General features: G+C 62.7%; 11 protein-coding genes and 1 tRNA gene. 5 read left to right on the top strand and 7 right to left on the bottom strand.

Annotated elements, in window-relative coordinates; genetic code table 11:
- The first annotated feature begins 50 nt into the window (after nucleotides 1-50).
- A complete protein-coding gene (gene mnmC, locus Q0931_RS14430) occupies nucleotides 51-2090 on the top strand; it encodes a bifunctional tRNA (5-methylaminomethyl-2-thiouridine)(34)-methyltransferase MnmD/FAD-dependent 5-carboxymethylaminomethyl-2-thiouridine(34) oxidoreductase MnmC (protein ID WP_299261483.1) in 2040 nt (679 codons plus the stop codon).
- On the opposite strand, the gene Q0931_RS14425 is transcribed toward mnmC, so the two are convergent.
- Nucleotides 2080-2790 carry a response regulator gene (locus Q0931_RS14425; protein WP_299261481.1) on the bottom strand — a complete coding sequence of 237 codons (711 nt, stop codon included), beginning with the start codon at nucleotides 2788-2790 and terminating at the stop codon, nucleotides 2080-2082. The two genes, mnmC and Q0931_RS14425, sit on opposite strands and share 11 nt — an antisense overlap.
- 50 nt (nucleotides 2791-2840) lie before the next feature.
- Nucleotides 2841-4502, bottom strand: coding sequence for an ATP-binding protein (locus tag Q0931_RS14420; protein WP_299261479.1), 1662 nt, complete (start codon nucleotides 4500-4502; stop codon nucleotides 2841-2843).
- Nucleotides 4503-4854: 352 nt separating this feature from the next.
- On the opposite strand from Q0931_RS14420, the gene Q0931_RS14415 reads away from it, so the two are divergent.
- Nucleotides 4855-6165 (top strand): 2-hydroxycarboxylate transporter family protein, encoded by a 1311-nt coding sequence (locus tag Q0931_RS14415; RefSeq protein WP_299261477.1) that lies wholly within the window; start codon nucleotides 4855-4857, stop codon nucleotides 6163-6165.
- A gap of 106 nt (nucleotides 6166-6271) precedes the next feature.
- On the opposite strand, the gene Q0931_RS14410 is transcribed toward Q0931_RS14415, so the two are convergent.
- The 4 genes from Q0931_RS14410 to smc form a co-directional block, all read right to left on the bottom strand.
- Nucleotides 6272-6550, bottom strand: a complete 279-nt coding sequence (locus tag Q0931_RS14410) for a YheU family protein (protein WP_299261475.1) — start codon at nucleotides 6548-6550, stop codon at nucleotides 6272-6274.
- Nucleotides 6547-8607: an NAD-dependent DNA ligase LigA gene (gene ligA / locus Q0931_RS14405; RefSeq protein WP_299261473.1), complete on the bottom strand. Its 2061-nt coding sequence runs from the start codon at nucleotides 8605-8607 to the stop codon at nucleotides 6547-6549. Before ligA ends, Q0931_RS14410 begins: the two co-directional genes overlap by 4 nt.
- 147 nt (nucleotides 8608-8754) lie before the next feature.
- Complete coding sequence (zipA, locus tag Q0931_RS14400; RefSeq protein ID WP_299261471.1) at nucleotides 8755-10017, bottom strand: cell division protein ZipA; 1263 nt, start codon at nucleotides 10015-10017, stop codon at nucleotides 8755-8757.
- Nucleotides 10018-10259: 242 nt separating this feature from the next.
- Entirely contained in the window at nucleotides 10260-13760 is a 3501-nt protein-coding gene (gene smc / locus Q0931_RS14395) for a chromosome segregation protein SMC (protein WP_299261469.1), read from the bottom strand.
- 298 nt (nucleotides 13761-14058) lie between these two features.
- Between smc and Q0931_RS14390 the strand changes: the two genes are divergently transcribed.
- The 3 genes from Q0931_RS14390 (at nucleotide 14059) to Q0931_RS14380 (ending at nucleotide 16485) form a co-directional block, all read left to right on the top strand.
- A complete protein-coding gene (locus Q0931_RS14390) occupies nucleotides 14059-14547 on the top strand; it encodes a S24 family peptidase (RefSeq protein ID WP_299261467.1) in 489 nt (162 codons plus the stop codon).
- Between the two features lies 1 nt (nucleotide 14548).
- Nucleotides 14549-15184 (top strand): YigZ family protein, encoded by a 636-nt coding sequence (locus Q0931_RS14385; protein WP_299261465.1) that lies wholly within the window; start codon nucleotides 14549-14551, stop codon nucleotides 15182-15184.
- A 335-nt stretch (nucleotides 15185-15519) separates the two neighbouring features.
- Nucleotides 15520-16485, top strand: a complete 966-nt coding sequence (locus tag Q0931_RS14380) for a tRNA-dihydrouridine synthase family protein (protein WP_299261665.1) — start codon at nucleotides 15520-15522, stop codon at nucleotides 16483-16485.
- A 125-nt stretch (nucleotides 16486-16610) separates the two neighbouring features.
- Here the strand turns inward: Q0931_RS14380 and Q0931_RS14375 are convergent.
- Nucleotides 16611-16687 (bottom strand) — tRNA-Arg (locus tag Q0931_RS14375).

The raw sequence follows: 16687 nt of genomic DNA, 5'->3' as shown, positions 1-16687 counted from the left end.
AGAAATTGTTCAAATTTTGATCACTCCTGAACTTTCCCCGGTATTGTCCCTTGTCTTCTAATCATTTCCCGGCGCCTTTCGCCCTTCAGCCGGCACAGCTTCACTGGCGCGACGACAACGCACCTGAAGCCGTTGACTACGGCGATGTCTACTTCTCGCGTGAAGACGGCCGACGCGAAACCGAGCATGTCTTTTTGAACGGCAACCATCTGACCGTGCGCTGGCAGGACTGGCCTCATGCCCGCCCCTTTGTCATCGGCGAGACCGGCTTTGGCAGCGGTCTCAACGTCCTGTGCGCCGCCCACGCCTTTCTGGCGAAGGCGCCGGACAGTGCCCGCCTGCATGTGATCTCCACCGAGCAGCATCCGTTCACCCGCGAGGACCTGGCCCGCGCGCTGGGCCATCATGAGGACTTCGCCGAGCTGGTCAGCGCCCTGATCGAACAGTGGCCGCCGACCCTGCGCGGCATTCATCGCCTCACACTGCACGAGCGCGTCACGCTGGATCTTCACTTCGGGGATGCGGCCGAAAGCCTCGAGCAGCTGGAAGGCCGGGTGGACGCCTGGTTTCTGGACGGCTTCGCCCCGTCCAAAAACCCGGCCATGTGGTCAGAGACCCTTTTTGCAGCCCTGGCCGGTGCCAGCCGTGAAGGGACGACGTTTGCGACCTTCACCTGCGCCGGCGTGGTCAAGCGGGGGCTGCGGCAGGCCGGTTTCGAGATCCGGAAGGTGCCGGGCTTTGGCCGCAAGCGCGAGATGCTCAGCGGCCACATGCCGACCTCGCCGCCCCTGCATGCCCGCCAGCAGGCGCGACGTCGCCTGACCCCCTGGGTGATCGATGCCGCGCCGCGCCCGGCCAGAAAAAATGACCACATCGCCGTGATCGGCGCCGGCATTGCCGGCACCAGCACGGCCCACGCGCTGGCAAGACGCGGGCGACGCGTGACCCTGATCGACCCGACCCCACCCGGCAGCGGCGCTTCGGGCAATCGTCAGGGCGCGCTCTATATTCGCCCGGCGGTCGAGGTCAACGACCAGAGCCGGTTCTACCTGGCGGCGCTTCAATATACGCAGCGCTTTCTGGACCGGATCGACCCCGGGCATCACCTTTGGCACCCGACCGGCGTGCTGCAGCTGGCCACCAGCGAGCGCGAGGCCGAGCGCCAGCGGCGCTGTCTTGATCACTGGCAGTTGCCCGAGAGTGTGGTGCGCGGTGTCACCCGTGAAGAGGCAGCAAGGCTTGCCGGACAAACGCTGGCCGATGGCGTGCGTCACGGCCTGTATTACGCCGGCGCCGGCTGGGTGCGACCGGACCGCCTCTGTGAGCGCCTGGCCGCGACAGCGGGGATCACCCGGCACCAGGCAGCACTTGAGGGGCTGGCTTCAACGGACACGGGCCATGACCTGACGCTCAGCGATGGGACGCACCTGAGTGCCGATCACGTGGTGCTGGCCTGTGCCGACGGTGCCACGACGCTGCCGGCCGCTGCCTTTCTGCCGCTGCAGGCCGTCCGCGGTCAGGTCAGTCATTATCAACTCGATGAACGGGGCCATGCCCTGTCGCCGCACTGCGTGGTCTGCGCCGGCGGCTATGCCCCGCCGGCCCGGGAAGGGGTGCAGAGTCTGGGGGCCTCCTTCTCGCCCAACGACCGGGACCTGTCGCTGCGCGATGAAGACGATGCCTTTAACCTGACAGAGCTGAGTCACACCCTGCCCGAGCTTGCCCGGGTGTTGAAGGAGACCCCGGCGCTGCCCTCGCGCAGCGGACTTCGCTGCGCCAGTCCCGACAAGTCGCCCTACGCCGGCGGTCTGCCGCAGGTCGAGGTCTGGCGGAAGGCCTACGCGAGCCTGGGGTTTGACGCCACGCGCGTACCGGACACGCTCGGGCGCTATCAGTCGGGCCTGTGGGTGACGCTGGCCCACGGTTCACGCGGGCTGGTCAGTGCCCCGCTGATTGCCGAGCTGCTGACTTCGCGCATCTGTGACGAGCCGCTGCCTCTGCCCGAGTCGCTGGTGGACCACCTCAACCCGGGACGGCGTCTGATTCGCGCCATCATCCGCCGTGAAGCGCAGGCGCCTTCTAGCTGTTAACGATGCGCTCGAGCGCCTCGCGATCCAGACAGCGGTAGGAAAACGAGGGTCGGCCCACCTGGCCATAGGCGAAGGACTCGGTGAGCAGACCCAGATTGGCCAGATACTTGAGATACTTGCGTATCGACACCCGGGACATGCCGGCCACTTCGGCCAGCCCTTCGGTGGAAAACTCGTCCTGCAGCAGCGCCAGAATGGCCTCACAGACCTGGGCCAGACTATGGGCGGTCAACCCCTTGGGCAGGCCGTTCAGACGCCGGGGGGCATGACTGTCGGCCCGAAACAGGGTATCCAGCGTCTGCTGGTCCACCTGATCACTGAGGACATCAAGGGCATCACGTCGCTGCCGGCAGGTCTCGAGTGCCTCGCGAAAGCGCTTGAACTCGAAGGGCTTGACCAGAAAGTCGTTAATGCCCAGCCGCCGTGCCTCGCGCACGGTCTCGGTTTCCGAGGCGGCCGTAATCAGGATGATGTCGGTGTCGATATCACGCTCGCGCAGCCAGCCGGCCACTTCAAGGCCGCTGCGCTTGCCCAGATAGACATCCAGCAGCACCACGTCGACGGTCTCGCGCTCCAGCACCACCAGCGCGGTGGTGACGTCGCTGCAGCGTCCTACCAGCGCCATGTCGCCGACCCTGGTGAGGTAGTCGACATTGAGCTTCATGACCATCGGGTCATCTTCTACGATCAGTACTCTCATGTGTGGCTGCTCTTGCACCTGATGAACACGCCGGCCCTGCCGGCGCCTGGTCATTGACGTGTTCGCCCGCTCGCCGCGTCAGCGTGTGAGGCACCGTTGGCAGGATGATAGGGGTAGCTGACTTCGATCAGCGTGCCCTGCCCGGGCGATGAATAAAGCGACAGACTGCCTTCAACGGCATCGACCTGCTCGCGAACCAGAAAAAGCCCCAGGCCGCGGCGCTCTCCCTTGCTGGAAACGCCGTGCTCAAATATTTGAGCCTGGCGTTCAAGCGCAATGCCGGCCCCGTTGTCCTGAATCTGCAGCGACAGCGTACGTGACTCCAGCGCCATGTGAATGGCGACCCGAGGGTCATCACTTGTGTCGAGCGCCTCAAATGCATTCTCGAGAAGATTGCCGATGATACTGACCAGCGCATGTACCGTGGCGCCGTCACTGGCCTGGGGAATGGGTGTTTCGGCCTCGACGCTCAGCGTGATGCCCTTCTCCCGGGCCTCGCTCTGCTTGCCGATCAGAAAGCCCGCCAGCACCGGTTCACGCACGCGCTCGACGATGGATTCCGAGACGGCATGACGGTAGTCGACCAGTTCCTGCAGATATTGCCTCAGCGCCGGCAGGTCTTCCAGCTGGGCCAGCCCCAGAATGACATGCAGCTTGTTCTTGAACTCGTGCGTGGTGGCCCGCAGGGCTTCGGCATAGCGCCTCACGCCGGTGAGCTCCTCGGCCAGCGCCTGCATCTCGTGGCTGTCACGAAAGGTCATGACCGCCCCGACCAGACGCCCGTCAGCCTGCATCGGCTGGTAGTTGCCCAGAAAGGACTGCCCTCCCAGCAGCATGCGGCGATTGATCATGGGCCGGTCACTGAGCACCTGATGCTCCTGGTAACTGGCGGGCAGCAGCACCTCGAGCTTCTCGCCCAGCCTGATGTTGTGCGCGTTGATATCCCCCAGCAGCAAACGCGCCGCCGGGTTGATCAGGGTCACCCGGGCTTCGGCATCCACGGCAATGACGCCTTCATGGATGGCATCCAGCGTGACGCGTCGCTCGGCCACCAGGCGCGCAATATCATCAGGCTCCATGCCCATCAAACGCCGACGGATGGTACGCGCCAGCCACGCCGAGCCCAGACCGCCGATGACGAGAATGGCCAGAAAGAGAAACAGCAGCCGCTGGTGGGAGGCCGCCCGCAGCGGCGCCAGATGTGAGAGTGTCACACCCACGGAGACAGCGCCGATAATGTCGCCGCTATCGTCGTGCACGGGCGCAAAACCGCGAATGCTGGTGCCCAGCGTGCCGATCGCCAGCGAGGCATAACGCTCGCCCCTCAGCGCCGGGCCTTCGTCACCGCCGCGAAAGCGATGGCCGATCCATTTTTGATTGGGGTGGGTCAGTCGAATGCTCTGTGGATTCACGAGGACAATGAAGTTGACATTGAGCAGCTCGCGCAGCGCTTCCATGCGCCGTTCGATGTCGGAGTCCGGTGAGGGGGGCGCGTCACGGTTCAACGCCTCGATCACTTCGCGACTGCGGGCCAGGGTGGTGGCCACATTGACCACACGATCCTGCTGAACACGGGTGATGCCGCGCCAGAGCTGATCGCTGAACACCCCATAGGCCACGGCCAATGACGCCATGATGGTGATAAAGGCCAACAACGCTGCCAGGGTATTTAAACGAACCGGCGATTTACGCGGCCAGGGGTAATCATTCACGTTCGCGGATATGTCCTGTCATGGGTCGCCGCATGGGCCAATGGATGACGTCTGCCCTATTGTGCCAGAACCTGATCAGATCTCGTGGTTTAACGGCCACTACCAGCTACCACCAAAGATGAATAAACCTTGGTGTTATTTCATAAGGTATCGACCTGTGAACGAGTACAGCAAAGTGTTTTCATTAGTTTCAAAAGTATTTTTTTAATTCATAAAACTTGGTCACGGGCGGCGCGTCCGTAATCCTCGCGTCAGCCTGTCAGGGGTCCATATAGTTCATCGCGATGCTGCCCTGACACCGCATACCCGTTCTCCCATCCGTTTTTTGATTGACACACAACAGGTCATTGCCATGTCACAGTCCGACACTGCCAGGGCAGCCAACAGCCCCGCCACAACGTCCTTTACCTCCTGGCGTATTTTCGGGCTATCCCTGCCCCTTTTCGCCATCGTTCTGGCCGTGCTGATCGCTGCCATGATGCTGGACGCCCTTCCGACCGGCATGATTGGTGCTCTCGCGGCGATGATGATCCTGGGAGAGCTGCTGGGATTTGTTGGCGACCGCCTGCCCATCGTTAAAAGCTACCTGGGCGGGGGCGCCATTCTGGCCATTTTCGGCGCCGCCGCACTGGTCTATCTGCAGTGGCTGCCCGAAAGCGTCAGCGACAATGTCACTGACTTCATGAAGGGCGGCGGCTTTCTCAATTTCTACATCGCCGCGCTGATTACCGGCAGCATTCTGGGCATGGACTCGAGGGTGCTGGTCAAGGTCGGCACCCGTTTTGCCCTGCCACTGTTGTGCTCGGTACTCTTTGCGGCGCTTTTTGCCATGGGCGTCGGCTTGTTGCTGGGCTTTTCTCCTCAGGATGCCGTGGTCGTGATTACCCTGCCCATCATGGGCGGCGGCATGGGCGCAGGCGCCGTACCGCTGAGCCAGATCTATGAGCAACTGCTGGGCCAGCCGGCCAGCTACTACATCTCGATTCTGGTGCCGGCGCTGGCGCTGGGCAACGTCTTTGCCATCATCATTGCCGGGCTGCTCAACGGGCTGGGCAAACGCGTCCCGTCACTGACCGGTAACGGCCAGATGATGCCGGGCGTTGAAATCAATGAAAGTGAAACCACTCCCGATCTGAGCAAGCTGGGCATCGGAATCGTGATCGCGCTGAGCTTTTATGTCTCCGGCGAGATTCTTGGCACCATCATTCCGCTGCACCCCTACGCGCTGATGATCATTCTGGTCGCGCTGGTCAAGATCAGCGGCCTGCTGCCGGAAAACGTGACCGATGCCGCAGCGCAGTGGTTCCGCTTCGTGGCCAAAACCTGGACCTTCGCACTGCTGTTCGGTATCGGTATTGCCTATACCGATCTGGGACAGGTCATTGATGCCATCTCCATCACCTACGTCCTGATTGTTCTCGCCGTAGTCGCCGGGGCAGCCTTCGGTGCGGGGCTGGTCGGGCGTCTGGTGGGCTTTTATCCGATCGAATCCGCCATCACGGCCGGACTTTGCATGGCCAATATGGGCGGCACCGGCGACGTGGCAGTGCTGTCGGCGGCCAACCGCATGCAGCTGATGCCCTTTGCCCAGATATCCTCGCGGCTTGGCGGCGCCCTGATCCTGCTGCTTTCAAGCCTGCTGGTGCCCCTGCTGTTCGCCTGATCGGCGATGGCGCCCCTGGCGGGGCCAGCCGGAAGACAAAACGCCGCTCCCTCGGGAGCGGCGTTTTTTTATGTCCATGGTGGTCAGTGGGGGTATCACCGGTCGGCTACCAGTCGCCTTCCTCTTCATCATCGGCGACCTGACGGCCAAAGGCGCGCCACTGCTCCAGCGTCATGACCTCGGTCAGCTCGGTTTGCAGATCGTGCACGATCAAGAGCTCACCGCGCTCGAGCTGAGCACTGACCTCGCCAATCCAGCCGCGTTCGCCCTCGCCGGTGTCGGTGGTGTCGTAGCCCTGGCGGGTGACGAATTCGGCCAGCAGCCGGTTCAGCGTGTCTGCCGGCAGCATGCGTGAAGGGACTTCCACAAATCTTCCACTGCTCATGACGCGTTCTCCGATGACGGGGCACTTTCATGCTGGTTCAACAGGGCCAGCAGGGCCTGCTCGTCCATGACCTCGACCCCCAGCTGACGGGCCTTTTCAAGCTTGCTGCCGGCCGCCTCACCGGCAACCACGGCGTGCGTCTTCTTCGAGACGCTGCCGCTGACCTTCGCACCCAGCGCTACCAGCCGCGCTTTCGCCTCATCACGCGTCAGCGTCTCGAGCGTCCCGGTCAGCACCCAGGTCTGGCCGGTCAAAGGCTGTTCACGCTCGCCGACCTCGACCTCCTCCCAGTCGACGCCGACCCGGATCAGATCCTCGATCGTTTCACGGTTGTGCGCCTCGGCAAAAAAGTTGTGGATATGGCCGGCCACGATCGGCCCAATATCGGCGACGGCCTCCAGAGACGCCCGTGAGGCGTCCATGATCCGCTGCAGCTCGCCAAAGTGCAGTACCAGCGCATTGGCGGTCGCCTCACCGACTTCCGTGATGCCCAGCGCGTAGATAAAGCGCGCCAGCGTGGTATGTCTTGAGCGCTCAAGCGAGGCCACCAGATTATCGGCCGACTTCTGCGCCATGCGCGGCAGTTCGGCAAGCTTTACCGCCTCGAGACGAAACAGATCCGCCGGGGTTTTTACCCATTCGCGCTCGACCAGCGCATCGATCAGTTTGGTGCCCAGCCCATCGATATCCAGCGCTCGGCGGCTGGCAAAGTGCTTGAGCGCCTCCTTGCGCTGGGCCGGGCAGAAAAGCCCGCCCGAGCAGCGGGCATCCACCTCGTCACCAAGGCGTTCCACGCGAGAGTCGCAGACCGGGCACTGCTCGGGCATCTCGATGGCGCGCGTATCCTCCGGGCGGGCATCGAGGACCACACTGACAATCTGCGGAATGACGTCACCGGCCCGGCGGATGATCACGGTGTCATTGATGCGAGCATCAAGGCGTTTGATTTCATCCATGTTGTGCAGCGTGGCGTTGGAGACCGTGACGCCGGCCACCTGCACGGGCTCAAGCCGGGCCACCGGTGTCAGCCGTCCGGTGCGCCCGACCTGGAAGGTGACATCACGAATGACCGTGGTCTGCTCCTGGGCGGGGAACTTGAACGCCATCGCCCAGCGAGGCGCGCGCGACACAAAGCCAAGTTCGCGCTGGGCACGCAGATCATCGACCTTGAGTACGGCACCGTCGATATCGTAATCCAGCTGCTCACGGCGCTTGCCCATGCTTTCACAGAAATCGACCAGTCCATCGGCGCCCGTGACCACATCGATCTCGGGACTGGCGCGAAAACCGAACTCGCGAAGCTGTTGCATCAGGGCCGAGTGACTGGGCCTGAGCCACGCCTCATCAATACGGGCCACCTGATAGGCGCAGAACTCCAGCGGCCGGGCCGCGGCAATACCGGGGTCGAGCTGACGCAGGCTGCCGGCGGCCGCATTACGTGGGTTGGCGAATACCTTGCTGCCCCTTGCTCTGGCCTCGTCGTTGAGCTTTTCAAAGCCGGAATGGCTCATGTACACCTCGCCGCGCACCTCCAGCAGCGCTGGCAGGTGATCTCCCCGCAGTTTGAGCGGTATGGATTTCAGGGTGCGCAGGTTGGCCGTAATGCCCTCGCCGGTACGCCCGTCGCCGCGGGTCGCGCCCTGGACCAGCAGACCATTCTCATAGACCAGCGACACCGCAAGTCCGTCCAGCTTGGGCTCGCAGCAAAAACGAATCCCTTGCTCGTCGGTTTCAAGCCGCTCGGCCACCCGGCGGGCAAAGGCACGCACCTCCTGCTCGTCAAAGGCGTTGTCCAGTGACAGCATGGCTACGGCGTGTTGCACCTCGGGAAAGCCCTCGGCCGGCGGCGCCCCCACGCGCTGGGTCGGCGAATCCGGCGTCACCTGCTCCGGATGCTCGGCTTCGAGCTCCTGAAGCCGTCGCAGCAGGCGATCATACTCGACATCGGGGATGCTCGGCGCATCCTCGACATAATAGCGGTAGTTGGCCTGCTCGAGCTGCGCGCGAAGTGTCCTGATCTCATCAATAATCGGGTCAGCGCTTTTTTTTGCACACATGGCGGTGATTTGTTCCGTTCGACATGACCACCGGTGACCGGTGGCCGCAACATGGGTCAGCCTGCAGCGACAGGACCATGATAGACGGTCCTGAAATGATCAGGGGGCCCGAAGGCCCCCTTGACACGTACGGTGTTGCCCGCCGCCCTAATGCGCCTGATGGTGCAGCCGCCAGCGACGCTCGAACTCGTGCACACGTTGACGGGCAAACTCGACGGTCTGCCCGGTCATGACGCTGTGATTTTCATCCTTGAGCTCGCCGCCCAGATTGCGCACCAGTACCATGGCCGTTTCAAACATGGCTTCAAATGCATCGCGCGAGGATTTAGCACTGGGCATCGGCATCAGGAAGGTCACCCCGGGCGTGGCGTCCTCTTCCATGACCTCCAGATCGAAGGTGCCGGGCTTGACGACGTTGACCATCGAAAACTGTAGCGGGCTCTGACTGGACTCGGTCTCAAAGCGATGGAAAACACCGCGATCATCGAGTCTCAGACCACAGGCCAGCACCAGCTGAAGCAGATCAGGACCATGGAAACCGTCCTCATCGCGGGACATGACGCTGATGACGACGACCTCTTCGGCGTCTGCCAGTGCCGTACGCGCCGACTCGCCCTCGATCATGCTGCGCGCGGCACGCTCCAGTACCGGATGGCGTGATGCCCAGCGTGCGCTGTCGAACTGCGAACGCGATGCAGGCATCTCTTCAGGCGCCGGCTCCTCATAAGCGGGCGCCAGATCCGCTTCATCGAGGTCGACATCATCCCGCAGCGGATCGCGACGCTCGTGGCGGGTAAAAAGCGGGTCTTCGTCCTCGAACTCCTCATCACGAGCGGCAGGCCGCTCAGGCATCGAAGACGCTTTCTCACGCGACGGCTCTGCCACACGTGCGCGCTGGCGCTTGTCCTCACCAAACGCAAAGACCGATTTCAGGCGACGGGCAAACTCATCACGGCGACGCGGCGGCAGGTCATCCATCACATCATCGTCATAATCCGGCCGATCATCGACCTCACGCGGACCATGACGCTCACGCGTGCGATAGGCCGGCATATCGCGCTCGTCATCGATATCATCATCGATGTCCTCATGACGGGCACGATCAGGGTCGCGATCCCAGTCGCGCTCGATCTCCTGATTCCGCGCCTCAGGGTCCGGGTCATCGAAACGATCATCGCGCTCGTGCTCTCCCGGGGAGATCACGCGGGCGCCACCGTTGGGCAGCTCCCAGTTCATTCGCTCCTCACGCTCGACATCTTCCTGATCGCGTGCCGGTGTACTGGTGTCGATATCTCGTGAAAGGTCCATGCGCAGGCCACGTCGTTGCCGCTGCAGGCGCCGTACACCGTCAACCAGAATAATGGCGACGAGAACCAGCCCCAGGATAATGAGCCACTCTCTCAATTCCATGTAATCATGCCTGTTGTTGGCACCATGCCAAACCCGGACATGGCGCGATCGCCTTTCGAATAAATGGACGAATGTCTTTCACGACCCTGAACCTACCCTTGCCGGCGTGAAAGCTGTCGTCCGATGACAGCAATATGACGTCAATAACCCATATTGCGCAATCGCCCTTCGATTATATCCCTGCGAGACTTCCCGCTGCCAGGACCCGGCATTCAGGATCCCGCCAGCATTGCGCCATGGTGTCATGCCTCTACAAGCTCGGCAGCTTCCTCCACGCCCACCGACACCAGGCGGGAGACGCCCGGCTCCTGCATGGTGACACCCATCAGGCGGTCTGCTGCCTCCATGGCAATCTTGTTGTGTGTAATGTAGATAAACTGCACGTTTTGCGACATCTCTCGAACCAGTTTCGCGTAACGCCCCACGTTGGCGTCATCCAGCGGCGCATCCACCTCATCGAGCATGCAAAAGGGTGCCGGATTGAGCTGGAAGATCGCAAATACCAGAGACAGCGCCGTGAGCGTCTTTTCTCCCCCGGAGAGCAGATGAATGGTGCTGTTTTTCTTCCCCGGCGGCGTTGCCATGATGGCTACCCCGGTTTCAAGCAGATCATCACCGGTCAGCGTCAGCCAGGCTGCGCCGCCGCCAAACACGCGCGGGAACAGCTCGCCCAGACGCTCATTGACCTCTTCAAAGACCTTTTTAAAGCGCGTCCGTGTTTCCTGATCAATCTTTTTGATCGCCTGACTCAGGGTATCCAGCGCCTCGGTCAGTTCGGCATGCTGCCCCTGAAGATAGTCGCGACGCTCAAGCTGCTGCTCATACTCTTCAATGGCGGCCAAGTTGATGGCCCCCAGCCGACGAATCCTGTCGCTGACCGATTCCAGCTCTCCCTGCCAGACCTGCTCGGAGGCCCCGGCGGCCAGCCCTTCTTCCAGAGTGGCGCTGTCATGTCCCAGCTCGACAATCTGCTGCTCCTGGGCTTCGGCCTTGAGCCGCAGGGCCTGGACATCCATGCGCTCGGCTTCAAGCTGCTCACGCAGGGTTTCCAGCTCGCGCTCATGCCCCTGACGCTTTTGTTCCAGCTCTCGCATGGTGTTACCAATGGCACTGGCCTCGTCGCGACATTCGTTGAGCAGCTGCTCCTCGCGTGTGCGTTGATGCAACGCCTCATCAAGGGATTCGCGCAGCATTTCAAGCGGCTCAAACGCTTCTTCACGCTGCTGACGCAACATCTCGCGCTTCTCTTCAAGACGCGCGCGCTGATCACCGGCACGCGCACGCTGACCCTCGATGCCCTGAAGCTCCGTACTCAGGCGCTGACGTTCAAGCTCCAGCGTGTTGATGGCCTCTCGTGCCGGCGCCAGACGGGCATTGACGGCTTCGCGCGCCTCGCGGGTTTCACGCCGCTGCCGCTCGAGCTGTTGACGCTGGGCATCGTTGTCTTCGACGGTCGCAAGCGCCTGATCCCACTGCTCGCGCGCCTGCTCGAGGTTCAACCGGTGCTCCTCGAGCTGTTCGCGCATGAGCGCAAGTTCTTCCTCCAGCTCGCTGTCACGGCTTCGCAGGTGCTCAAGCCGGGTCCCCAGTTTCGAAGCTTCCAGCGCCAGCGTCTGACGCCCCTGCTGTTGCTGACGCTGATGCGCGTAGAGGGTTTCCAGCGCCTCACCGTCTCGGGTGCGCTGGCTGCGAAGCTGTTCGATCTGCGCCTCGCTTTCAGCCATCGTCTCCTCCAACTCGGCAAGCGCCAGATCAATGCGATCACGGCGCTGACGGTTGGCCACGACACTGCCGGTCTGCTCATCGCCGCTCTGGAGATGCGCCCAGTGACGGCCCAGCCAGAGCCCGGACGGCGCAATTACGCTCTCGCCGGCGGCCAGATGTTCACGTGCACGCCAGGCACTGGCATCATCCTCGACCGTTGTCACTCGCGCCAGCAGCGCACTCAGTGCCTCGGCCCCGGCCACCCTGGCGGCCAGCGAGCCTTCAGGTGCCGCTGATGCCGGCGCCCCCTCATCAAGCAAGGTCAGCGCCCCGCCCGGCAACGCCTGCAAAACTGCCTGAGCGTGCTCACCATCGACCACTCGCGCTGCCAGCCAAGGGCCAAGCACCACATCGACGGCGGCCTCCCAGCCGGCCTCGACGTCAAGGCGTTCGGCAAGCTGAGGCGCATCGGCCAGATCGTGGGCGTCCAGGTGGGCATCAAGGGCCTCATCGCCGCTGTCCAGTGCGGCCCGAATCAGGGCTTCAAGCGACGCGCGCTCGCCCTGCAGCGCACTGCGCCGGCTCTGGTGGTCATCCCGCTCGGTGGCCAGCGTTTGAAGCCGGGCCTCGATATTCTCGAGCGCCTGCTTCAGTTCAAGCCTTCGCGACTCATCACTGTCGATCTCGAGATCAAGCTCGGCCAGCCGTTCAGCGGCCATCTCGCGCTCTTCTACCAGCGCATTCTGTTCGGGCAGTTCGTCACGCTGCTTCTGGCGCTGGGCGATACGTGTGTTGAGATCATTGATGACGCCCTCAAGACGCTGCACCTCGCTCTGGGCACGCTCGGCGCTACGTGTGGCCTGCTGGTGCTGTTCACTGAAGGCTTCCCAGGCCTCGAGCGCGGCCTGCTCGCGCTCGTCGGCCTCTTCAAGCCCGGCCTCGACCATCTCGAACGCCTCGCGCGCAGCGTCAAGTTCAGGCGTCAGTGCCTCCAGGCGTGCGGTGATCTCCTGATAGCGCACGTCATCTTCACCGGCCAGACGGGCAAGATCGGTCAGATCCCGATCGATGGCGGCAATGTCGGCCTCGCTTTGCTGCTCGCGCGCCCGGGCACTTTCAAGCTGTTGCTCCATTCGAGCGATGGCGGCGCCGGTGTCATAGAAGGCGCGCTGGCGCGCATCCAGCGTCTGGGCCAGATCATCGTGCTGACTGCGGGACTGCTCGAGACGATTTTCGCTTTCGCGCATGCCGAGCACGTTGCGCTCGACGCTGTTTTCCAGCTCGCGAACCCGGGTATCACGCGTTTGCTGCTGCTCACGAAGGGCTCGGGCGCGAATGAGGGCCAGCTCGCCCTTGAGTCGATGCTCGCGCCCTTTCAGCTCACGGTAGCGTCTGGCGGCCTCGGCCTGACGCTTGAGACGCTCGAGCTGCTTGTCGAGTTCTTCGCGAAGGTCATCAAGGCGCTCGAGGTTTTCGGTGGTGCGGCGCATGCGATTTTCGGTTTCGCGGCGACGCTCCTTGTAGCGGGAAATGCCGGCGGCCTCTTCCAGCGTGGCGCGCAGCTCCTCAGGGCGCGCCTCGACCAGCCGGGAGATCATGCCCTGGCCGATGATGGCGTAGGAGCGCGGCCCAAGGCCCGTGCCCAGAAAGAGATCGGCGATATCGCGACGGCGACACTTCTGGCCGTTGAAGAAATACTGGGACTGCCCGTCGCGAGTGACCAGCCGGCGTACGGCAATCTCGGCGTATTGCGCCCAGGCCCCGCCCAGCTTGCCCTCACGATTGTCAAAGGTCAGCTCGATCGAGGCCTGGCCGACCGGCTTGCGCCCGGTCGAGCCGTTGAAAATGACATCTGCCATCGATTCGCCGCGCAGGTACTTGGCCGAGGATTCGCCCATCACCCAGCGCACGGCATCGATGACATTGGACTTGCCACAGCCGTTGGGCCCGACAATGGCCGTCATGTCGGTATCAAAGGGGACTGTCACCGGGTCGACAAAGGATTTGAAGCCGACCAGTTTGATCGATGTCAGGCGCATTCCAGTGGACAGCTCCGGGAACAGGTCAATCAGCGGGGCCAGGCGGCGACACGCAGGCGTGGCAGGTACCGGACAGCGCCGCGGCAAAGCGCGCCACTTTACTACGATTGACAGGCTTTCTCCATGTCAATGACTACCGCCACCGTATGGTTTCGGTTACCTTTGAAAGGGTGCCCGTGACACTGTTTGCACATGCACCCGCAAGGGTGATGGTCGTGTCACGCGCCCCTTGCGACGACGCATCATGTGTCGCCGGTCATGTGTCAGCCCATCGGATGCCCCTTCAGGGAGTTGCCTTATGTCAGCCCATACCGAGCCACGCTTTTTGCACCGCATGCCCAACATTCCGCTGGTCGAGGACGCCTGGGAGGAGATCGACGCCAGCGAGCTGGTGGATGTCCCCCTGCTGGGTACGGTGTCGGCCGGTCTGCCCATGGAAGTCTGTGCCGACAATGAAACGGTCCGCATACCTTCGCGCATGGTGCGGCGCAACACCTATGCCCTGCGGGTACGCGGTGATTCGATGATCGACTGCAACATCCATGATGGCGACATCATCATTATCGAAAAGCTCGAATCCGCCGAAAATGGTGAGACGGCCGTGGTGCTGATCAACAACCAGGAAGTCACCCTTAAAAAGGTCTACATCGACAAGTCGGGCGTACGCCTGCAGCCGGCCAACACCACCATGCCGCCGATCTATCTGAAAAACGACGATATTCAGGTGCTGGGGCTGGTGATGGGCGTGGCACGCCGCCCGGCCAACACGCCCATCAATGCCGCCTGACATGCGCTACCGCATTCCCTGTCTCGACGACGCGCCCTGGTTTGAAAAAAGCCTCGAGGTTCAAAAAAGCCGCTTCATCGCACGCGTTGCTCATGTGACCACGCCTGAACAGGCCCAGCAGTTGATCGATCAGGCACGTCTTGACCACCCGGACGCCTCACATCACTGTTCGGCCTTTATCGCCGGCCCTCCGGGGGAGCAAAATGCCATCGGCTTTTCCGATGATGGCGAGCCCGGCGGCACGGCCGGGCGTCCCATGTATCAGGCGCTGGAAGGCAGCGGCCTGGGACAGACGGCCAGCGTCATCATCCGCTATTTTGGCGGCACCAAACTGGGCACCGGCGGGCTGGTACGCGCCTACTCGAAAACACTGCTTCAGGCACTGGAAAGCCTTCCCACCCGGGAATATGTCACACGCCGCGTGCTATGGCTGACCACGGATTTTGCGCTGGAACACGAGCTGCGCCGCTGGGCCGAGCTCAATGATGCCCCTGTCGATCAGGCACTGCACGACGCCGATGGCGTAACGCTCGCCATGGCCTGGCCAATGGATCAGACACCCGATCTCGAGGGGCTCAATTCGCGCCTCAAGGGGCGACTGATCTGCCACGATGAACCGCTGGAGGCATCGTCCTGAGCGCTCTTCAGGATCGTGAAGCCTCAGGGCCATATGCCGGTAGTCATGAACCTGCTCGATTTCGGCCTTAATCCGCAGGCGGTACCGGGCCGCGTACCGACCCGGCCATAGCCGTGCCCTGAGCATGTGGTGAGCAACCATTCACGGCTCTCTTGCAATAACCGGCGTAAGACACCGCCTATTAAAATGTGCATGCCGCTTGTCATCGTGACCAACATGCCTATGATGGCGGCGCCAGTCACGACTATCGCGGACCTTCTGCCATGCCAGCCACGCCCCTTTCCATCTCCACGGCCGACACCTCACTCCGGGCAGGCCTGATCGGCCTTGCACCCATGGAAGGGGTGATTGACGCCCTGACCCGTGAGCTGTTGACCGAGCTGGGCGGCTTCGACTGGAGCGTAACCGAGTTCGTGAGAGTGACGGACGCTCGCCTGCCACCACGAGTCTTTCAACGCATCTGTCCGGAACTTGACGGTGACAGCCGCACCCCCAGCGGCACGCCGGTCTATCTTCAGCTGCTGGGTGCTCAGCCCGACAAGCTTGGCGAGAATGCACGGGTGGCGGCAGCGCTGGGAGCACCGGTCATCGACATGAACTTTGGCTGCCCGGCAAAAACGGTCAATCGTCATGACGGGGGGGCGGCGCTGTTGCGCACGCCCGAGCGCGTTTATCGAGCCGTACAAGGCGTCCATCGTGCTCTTGAAGGAACCAACGTACCGGTGACGGCCAAACTGCGCTTGGGGTTCGAAGACAAGACACTGGCACTGGAGTGCGCGCGCGCGGCCGAAGACGGCGGCGCACAGCGCCTGGTGGTGCATGCCCGTACCCGACGCGAAGGCTACCGCCCCCCTGCGCACTGGGAGTGGGTGGGCCGCATTCGCGAGCAGGCGGGCGTGCCGGTCGTGGTCAATGGGGATATCTGGACGCTGGAGGCGTACTGGCAAGCCCGAAAGGTGAGCGGCTGTCAGGACGTCATGCTGGGGCGCGCTGCGCTGGCTGACCCGTGGCTGGCAAAACGCATCCGTCACTGGCAGCTCACCGGCGAGCGTCTACCGGCCACGCGCTGGCAGGACCGCAGTGCCCTGCTGGCCGCCTATGTGCAGCGCATTGATCCTACCCTGCCCTCAAGGGTCGTGGTATCGCTTTTGAAGCAGTGGCTCAACATCATGCGCCAGCACGACCCGGAGGCAGGCGTGCACTTTCAAAGGCTTCGTCGGATTACCGCGCTGGAAGAGTTCATGAAGGCCCTGCAGGAAGAAACGCCGCCCTCGGAAACCGTGACGCCCATATCGCCCTGACGAGCTGAACCACAAGGGAGTACGCTTCAAGGCGCGCCTGTCACGACAGCGCGCAGAAAAACGGCGCCACAGGGCAGAAAGCAGAAAGCAGAAAGCCCCGTCCTTTCGGACGAGGCTTTGGAATCTGGCGCGCCCGGGAGGATTCGAACCTCCGACCACCTGATTCGTAGTCAGGTACTCTATCCAGCTGAGCTACGGGCGC

The organism is uncultured Kushneria sp. (genome assembly GCF_947497025.1).
Lineage (GTDB): Bacteria > Pseudomonadota > Gammaproteobacteria > Pseudomonadales > Halomonadaceae > Kushneria.
The sequence above is the reverse complement of the archived record's forward strand: the minus strand, read 5'-3'. Positions and strand labels throughout refer to the sequence as shown.

Excerpts from the sequence above, each read along its gene's own strand:
- Q0931_RS14425 (WP_299261481.1), bottom strand. The coding sequence starts at position 2,790 with ATGAGAGTACTGATCGTAGAAGATGACCCGATGGTCATGAAGCTCAAT.
- Q0931_RS14415 (WP_299261477.1), top strand. The coding sequence starts at position 4,855 with ATGTCACAGTCCGACACTGCCAGGGCAGCCAACAGCCCCGCCACAACG.
- Q0931_RS14410 (WP_299261475.1), bottom strand. The coding sequence starts at position 6,550 with ATGAGCAGTGGAAGATTTGTGGAAGTCCCTTCACGCATGCTGCCGGCA.
- ligA (WP_299261473.1), bottom strand. The coding sequence starts at position 8,607 with ATGTGTGCAAAAAAAAGCGCTGACCCGATTATTGATGAGATCAGGACA.
- zipA (WP_299261471.1), bottom strand. The coding sequence starts at position 10,017 with ATGGAATTGAGAGAGTGGCTCATTATCCTGGGGCTGGTTCTCGTCGCC.
- smc (WP_299261469.1), bottom strand. The coding sequence starts at position 13,760 with ATGCGCCTGACATCGATCAAACTGGTCGGCTTCAAATCCTTTGTCGAC.
- Q0931_RS14390 (WP_299261467.1), top strand. The coding sequence starts at position 14,059 with ATGTCAGCCCATACCGAGCCACGCTTTTTGCACCGCATGCCCAACATT.
- Q0931_RS14385 (WP_299261465.1), top strand. The coding sequence starts at position 14,549 with ATGCGCTACCGCATTCCCTGTCTCGACGACGCGCCCTGGTTTGAAAAA.
- Q0931_RS14380 (WP_299261665.1), top strand. The coding sequence starts at position 15,520 with ATGGAAGGGGTGATTGACGCCCTGACCCGTGAGCTGTTGACCGAGCTG.